The 7,212-nt window shown below is 50.9% G+C and carries 7 protein-coding genes; all 7 read left to right on the forward strand.

Annotation, left to right across the window (positions count from 1 at the left end):
• Window positions 1–64 precede the first annotated feature (64 nt).
• Entirely contained in the window at window positions 65–610 is a 546-nt protein-coding gene (locus Q3886_RS06990) for a lactate utilization protein C (protein ID WP_301860559.1), read from the forward strand.
• A 15-nt stretch (window positions 611–625) separates the two neighbouring features.
• Window positions 626–2,785, forward strand: coding sequence for an L-lactate dehydrogenase (quinone) large subunit LdhH (gene ldhH / locus Q3886_RS06995; protein ID WP_301860561.1), 2,160 nt, complete (start codon window positions 626–628; stop codon window positions 2,783–2,785).
• A gap of 85 nt (window positions 2,786–2,870) precedes the next feature.
• On the forward strand, window positions 2,871–3,854 hold the full coding sequence (locus Q3886_RS07000) for a polyprenyl synthetase family protein (protein WP_301860563.1): 984 nt from the start codon (window positions 2,871–2,873) through the stop codon (window positions 3,852–3,854).
• Window position 3,855: 1 nt separating this feature from the next.
• Window positions 3,856–4,779 (forward strand): prenyltransferase, encoded by a 924-nt coding sequence (locus tag Q3886_RS07005; RefSeq protein ID WP_301860565.1) that lies wholly within the window; start codon window positions 3,856–3,858, stop codon window positions 4,777–4,779.
• Window positions 4,779–5,480: a ubiquinone/menaquinone biosynthesis methyltransferase gene (locus tag Q3886_RS07010; RefSeq protein ID WP_301860566.1), complete on the forward strand. Its 702-nt coding sequence runs from the start codon at window positions 4,779–4,781 to the stop codon at window positions 5,478–5,480. Before Q3886_RS07005 ends, Q3886_RS07010 begins: the two co-directional genes overlap by 1 nt.
• 109 nt (window positions 5,481–5,589) lie before the next feature.
• Complete coding sequence (locus Q3886_RS07015) at window positions 5,590–6,885, forward strand: FAD-dependent oxidoreductase (protein WP_301860567.1); 1,296 nt, start codon at window positions 5,590–5,592, stop codon at window positions 6,883–6,885.
• 1 nt (window position 6,886) lies between these two features.
• Window positions 6,887–7,171 carry a 4Fe-4S dicluster domain-containing protein gene (locus tag Q3886_RS07020; protein WP_301860568.1) on the forward strand — a complete coding sequence of 95 codons (285 nt, stop codon included), beginning with the start codon at window positions 6,887–6,889 and terminating at the stop codon, window positions 7,169–7,171.
• The last annotated feature ends 41 nt before the right edge of the window (window positions 7,172–7,212 follow it).

The following is a 7,212-nucleotide window of genomic DNA, read 5'->3' on the forward strand; positions in this document are numbered from 1 at the left end:
GTTAATACTTTACAAGTATACCAAGGATTCATTTAACTACATTACATAGTAAAGAGGTGTGAAAATGGAAAAAGCAGAATTGTACGAAACGTTTAAGGCAGGCTTAACTAGTGTTGCCGGTGAATGCTATTTAGCCTCCAAAGCAGACTTGGGTGCTGCTCTCGTCAAGATTTTCCAGGAAAAGGACACGCAGGAAGTGGCAATTGTAGAATCACCGATGCTTAAAGAAGCCGGTGTGGTCAGTGTATTGAAAGATGCTGGCATCAAGGTCGATACGGATCATATCCGCAAAACCGCTCCGTTTGATAAAGGCGGCGTTACGGAAGCGGACTACGGCATTGCCAATCTGGGTTCCTTGGTACAGATGAAAGATGATGTCGATGACCGCATTGTGGAAACCGTAGCAGATGTATATGTAGGCATCATCAAATTGTCGAAAATTGTAGATAACTTTGATACGATGATTGACATTATGGCAGACACCAAGCCATTCCCGAAATTTGCCGGCATCATTACCGGACCGAGCCGCACGGCAGATATTGAATGTGTCGGCACTGTCGGTGTACATGGGCCGCGGCAGTATTCTGTCGTCGTCGTAGAAGATATGTAAGGGAGGGACAGAAACATGTCTAATGAACTGCTGAAACAGGAAATTGAGCGGGCCATGGATAATGCGCCATTACAGAAGGCGCTGAAAAATTTTACGACCGCTTATCCTGGCAATCGTGAAAGAGTATACAAAGGCTATGATTTTGAAGCGCTTCGGGAAAAGGTTCATGAAGTCAAGGCATATGCCCGCGATCATATTGATGAAATTATGGATGAGTTCGAAAAGAATGCCACTGCTAACGGTGCTACTGTATTCCGCGCTCATTCGCCGCAGGAAGCCTTTGATTATGCCTTGAAGCTGGCTAAGGAAAACAACGTTAAGCTCGTTGTAAAATCCAAATCCATGGCTTCAGAAGAAATCAATTTCAACCATGGTTTTGAAGCAGCCGGTATTCACGCCCAGGAAACGGACTTAGGCGAATTTATCAACTCCATTGCCGGCGACACGCCGTCGCACATGGTTATGCCGGCTATTCACTATTCGAAAGAAGATGTAGCCGATCTGTTCTCTTCCTATACGAAAGCTCCGGAAGCGCCGATTATTGCTGAAGAAGTTAAGACATCGCGCCGCCTGATGCGTCCTAAATTCCTGGATGCTGAAATGGGTGTATCCGGCGCCAACGTAGCCGTTGCCGAAACGGGGACAGTCATTACCATGACAAATGAAGGCAATGCCCGTATGGTCGGCACCCTGCCTAAACATCATCTCTATATTTTCGGCATTGAAAAATTCGTCGCTAAAATGAGCGATATTCGGTATATCTTCAAAGTACTGCCCCGTAATGGCACAGCACAGAACATTACGACCTATTTATCCTTCTATACAGGGGCTACGACGGTTGTTACAGATCCGGAAGAAGATACGAAGGAACAGAAGAATTTCCATATTATCATCCTGGATACGCCGGAACGGCGCAAGATTGCAGCTGATCCTGAATTCAAAGATATGGGATGCTGTATCCGCTGCGCTGCCTGCCTCAACGTCTGTCCTGCATTCCGTCTTGTCGGCGGTCACGTATATGGCGGCAGCATTTATACCGGCGGTATTGGCACCCTCCTTACGGCGTTCCTGAATAACCGTGAACGGGGCAAGGAAATTCAGAATATCTGTCTCCAGTGCGGCACGTGTAATACGGTCTGCGGCGGCAAACTGGATGTAGCCGGCATGATCCTGAAGCTGCGTCAGCGCTATGCTCAGGAAGACGGCCTGAATCCGATTCATAAATTCTGTCTCGATGCCGTTGCCGATCGCCATCTGTTCCATTCCATGCTGCGCATTGCTTCGGTTGCCCAGAGTGCCATTACGCAGGGCCAGCCTATGATTCGCCATCTCCCCATGTTCCTGTCAGGCCTTACGGAAGGTCGCAGCCTGCCGAGCGTAGCTCCGCAGCCGTTCCGGGATGTACTGCCGACGATCAAGCAGGACGTGCCCAATCCGAAAGGCAAGATTGCCATCTTTACAGGCTGTCTCCTCGATTTCGTCTATGTCGATATTGCAACAGCCGTAGTCAAGGCCCTCAATATGGCCGGCTATATTGTAGAAATGCCTTTAGGTCAGGCCTGCTGCGGTGCACCGGCCAACTACATGGGCGATACGGATAATGCCAAGAAGGCAGCGGAAATGAATGTGAACGCCATGGAAGCAGAAAAATATGATTATATCGTATCAGCCTGCCCGACATGTACCCATGCGCTTCGCGACTACAAAGACATGTTTGCCGATGATCCGGAAATGGCCAAGAAAGCAGAAGAACTGAGCAAGAAGTCCTATGACTTCTCCAAACTGTTGTCCATGCTCGGCGGGCTGCCTGATAATGGCGATGGCGTACCGATGAAGATTACATACCATGATTCGTGCCACATGAAGCGGTACATGGGCGTTTATAAAGAACAGCGCGAACTCCTGGAAGGAACGAAAGGCGTTGAAATTACGGAAATGGAAGGCTGCGATAAGTGCTGCGGCTTCGGTGGTTCCTACTCCTTGAAGTTCCCGGAAATTTCCGCTCCTATGCTGGAAGAAAAGATCAATCACATTGTAGCTACTGGTGCGGACACAGTTGCCGTTGACTGCCCGGGCTGCCTGCTTCAGATTCGCGGCGGTTTGGATGCCCGTGGTCTGAATAATATTCAGGTAAAACATACGGCACAGATTCTGGTAGAAAAAAGACCGGACTAATTTGCAGATATACGGCCGGAAAGGGATAGTACAGTATTAAATGAGTATAAAACAGACATTATTAGAAAACAGCGCTCGGAGATTTATGCCGAAGTATTTTGCCAAAGTCAGTGATGAGCATGTAGAACATATAAGAGAATATATTAAACGGTTCACAGCCCATCCTTTTGCAGGGACCCCGACGGGAGACGTCCTGGCTGATGCGACATCGTCAGAAGGCAAGATGATTCGGCCTCGCCTGCTCATGATGGTCTCGGAGTACGGTACATGCCGGCGGGATGTGCAGGAACGGCTGTACAAGCTGGGTGCTATTGTCGAAATGACTCATTTGGCATCGCTCATACACGATGATATCGTCGATGACGCCCCTTTCCGCCGCGGCAAGCCGTCTGTGCAGCACAAGTATGGAAAAAGTGCGGCTGTATATGCCGGAGATTTTCTGATGAGCCGCATCAGTTACTATCTCATGCTGGAAGGGCAGAACCGTTCGGGAATGATCCTGTCCAAGGCTGTAGAGGAAATGTGTGCCGGTGAAATAGGCCAGGCCATGTGCCGGTATCAGGAAGATGTGACGATTCGTCAATACCTGCAGAATATTCATGGCAAGACCGTTGCACTGTTCATGGCCTGCTGCCGGATTGGCGCCATGGAGAGCGGCTGCAGCGAGAAAACCATAACCCAGCTGGAATCCTTTGGCGAGTGTCTGGGGTATATGTTCCAGCTCCGCGATGATCTCCTCGATTTCACGACAGAACAGACTGTAAGCGGGAAAAATGCGCATCAGGATTTTCGCGAAGGGATTTATACCCTGCCGGTCCTGCTGGCTCAGAAAAAGCCTGGCGGTATGGAAGCGCTCCATCCCTTTATGGAGAAGAGTGCTGCCGGAACGCTTACGGGCCGCGATATTTGCGAAATGGAAGGGCTTGTTGCCGAATTAGGCGGCATGACGGAAACGTGGGATTTGATCCATACGTATCAAAAGCAGGCAGAAATGCTGCTGGAAGCACTTCCGTCCCGCGAAGTATCATCATCGCTGCGAAAACTGATTGGAAAACTGGGGGCTGTATAGCATGACGGCACAGAATATGACGGCTGCAGCAGCACTGCGGCTGGCAAATCCCCGGTCATGGGTAGCAGCTGTATATCCGGCTTTGTTTGGCGCACTGTACTGCCTGGCAGAAGGATACCCGCTTACAGTGCAGACTGGCCTTTTGCTTCTGCTGGCCTGTGTGCTGATGCAGTCGGCAGTCAATACGCTGAACGACTATTTTGATTTCGTTAAGGGCACGGATCAGGCCAGCGATTTTGTGGAGAAGCGCGACGCTGTACTGATTTATGAAGGCATCGCTCCCAAGCAGGCCCTGGGGCTGGGACTGGCATTTCTGGCAGCCGCGGCGGCAGTGGCCCTTCCCGTAGTCCTGTCGGCCGGAATGGCTCCGCTGGTTATCGGCATTATCGGCGGTCTGGCTGTACTGACCTATTCCGGCGGGATTCTTCCCCTGTCGTACTTGCCTGTCGGTGAGTTTGTGTCAGGACTGGTTATGGGCGGTCTGATTCCCATGGGTGTCGTTGCTTCGGCTACAGGCAGGTTTGATGTTCAGGTTTTGTGGTGGTCTGCACCGTTTATCGTCGGCATCGGGCTCATTATGATGACAAATAATACCTGCGATATTGAAAAGGATCGCCAGGCCCGGCGCCGTACATTTCCGGCCGTTTTAGGCCGCTGCCGTGCGCGGTGCGTGTATCGCGGCGCTGTCCTGCTGTGGATTGTTCTGCTGTGCCTGATGCCGCTGGGCTATATGGGCGGCACAGGGGCAGTATCGGCCCTGGTGCTGCTGACTGCGGGAAGAAAGGTCTTCGGAATGCTTCTGACGACGTCCCTGGAACCGCAGAAGCGGGTAGAGCAGATGAAAGGAATTGTCCTGGCCAATGTCATTGGCAATGGCGCCTATATATTGGCTTTGCTCAGCTATCTTGCTGTAGGAGGCCTGTGATGATGGAGCAGGAAAAGAAACGCGATCGCGTGTATGCCGTCTTTCAACGTATTTCAACGACTTATGATGCGGCAAATCTGCGGATCAGCCTGGGCCTGGAACGACGGTGGAAGGCCCGGCTCGTTCAGTCCGTTCTGGCCGAAGCAGAAGGGCACAGCCAGTTTCTGGATGTCTGCTGCGGTACTGGGGATATTGCCCTGGCCATGGCTGCAGCGCGGCCGGATGTTACCGTAACGGGACTTGATTTTTCTCCGGCTATGCTGGAGGTGGCAGCCAGGAAAGGGAGAGCTTGTTCCAATGTGGCGTGGCGTCAGGGAGACGCTATGGACCTCCCTTTTCAGGATGACACCTTTCGCGGCGCTGTGATTTCCTTTGGCCTTCGCAATACGGCCGATTACGGCCAGGTACTGCAGGAAATGAGGCGTGTTGTCAAGCCGGGAGGACGGGTGTACTGTCTCGATTCCTTTGTCCCTGATTCTCCGGTTATCCGCCCCTTTTATACGGCATATTTCCGCTGTCTCATGCCGCTGCTGGGCGGCGGCTGGCAGCATCGCCGTGAATATCAGTGGCTGTGGAAGTCTACGCAGGAGTTTTTGCGCAAAGATGAGCTGATGACCCTTTTTCAACAGGCCGGACTGCATGGTGTACAGGCAGAGAGCTTCCTGTTCGGTGCCTGTGTCCTGCACAGCGGACAGAAATGAACCGATACGTGACTGAAACTAGATAACGAAGACATTACTATACGTTTATATACACAACTGGCGGTTGGCGGAATTCACGGACAACCGGATGGTTAAGGAGGGTAAGAACATGAGCAGTGAAGAAAAATTTGATGCTATCGTAGTTGGCGGTGGTTTGGCCGGTTCAGCGGCAGCCCTGACAATGGCGAGAGCAGGACTCGACGTCATGTTGGTGGAGCGCGGCCGGTTTGCCGGTTCTAAAAATACAAGCGGCGGCCGTATTTATGGCCATAGCCTGGAAAAACTGGTTCCTAATTTTGCAGAAGAAGCTCCGATTGAACGCAAGATTACGCAGGAACGCCTGTCATTAATGACGCCTGGCGGTGCTCTGAGCTTCCAGTATGAATCGGATGTACTGCAGAATTTGAAATATCCGTCCTATTCGGTACTGCGGTCCAAATTCGACAAATGGCTGGCTGACAAGGCAGAAGAAGCCGGTGCCATGCTGACCGAAGGGTTCCTTGTAGATGAACTGATCGTAGAAGACGGCAAGGTTATCGGCATTAACTGCGGCGGCGAAGAATTTGATGCTGACGTCGTTATCCTGGCCGATGGCGTAAACTCTCTGCTGGCTCAGCAGCTGGGCATGAAGAAAGAACTGGACCCCAAAGATGTTGCTGTTGGCGTCAAGGAAGTCATTACGCTCGGTGAAGATGTCATTAATGAACGGTTTGGCCTGAAAGAAGGCGAAGGCGCAGCCTGGATGATCGCCGGCGATCCGACAGGCGGCAACCTGGGCGGCGGCTTCATCTATACGAATAAGGACAGCCTGTCCCTCGGCATTGTAACGACTATTAACGATATTGGCCGCATCGACGTAAGTGTTCCCGATATGGTAGAACGCATGAAGAATCATCCGTCTATTGCGCCGTTTATTAAAGGCGGTAAACTGACGGAATATTCAGCCCACCTCGTTACGGAAGGCGGATTGAAAATGATGCCTGAATTGGTTCGTGACGGCGTGCTCATTGCCGGTGATGCCGCTGCCATGGTCGTCAACCTGGGCTATACTGTCCGCGGCATGGACCTGGCCATTGAATCAGGCCGCCTGGCCGGGGAAGCCGTCATTCGGGCTAAAGGGAAAGGCGATTTCTCGAAAGAGTCCCTGTCGTATTACGAAAAGCTCCTGGACGAAAGCTTTATTATGAAACTGATGAAACAGTATCAGAACCTGCCAGGTCTGCTGGAAGATCATATTATCTTCAACGATATTCCGAAGATGGCCGATGAATTTGCCGGTATGGTATACAAAGTAGACGGCGGTGCACCAGTAGCGCTGCCCATGATTGCCCTGTCTGTTCTGGCGAATAACGGCGGCTTAAACGGACTCTTTAATCTTGGCAAAAAAGCTTGGGAGGCGATGTAACATGGCAAAGATGAGTGTAGATGACAAGCTCGGCGTAGTAAAATTTGTGACCGATGAACATGAATCGCATATTGAAATAAATGAAGACTATCATGATGAAGCAGAAATCAGAAGACTCGTCATGGCATGTCCGGCTGAATTATACAAGTATACAGACGGCAAACTGGTCTTTAATCATGAAGGATGCCTGGAATGTGGTACATGCCGCGTTATTTCCATTGGCAAAGGCGTTAAAAGCTGGACCCATCCCAAAGGAGCAATGGGCGTAGAATACCATCACGGTTAATTTGCAAGAATCTGCAGAGGAAAGTGACGTATGTATATATG

The organism is uncultured Megasphaera sp. (assembly GCF_958350005.1).
Taxonomy (GTDB): Bacteria; Bacillota; Negativicutes; order Veillonellales; family Megasphaeraceae; genus Megasphaera.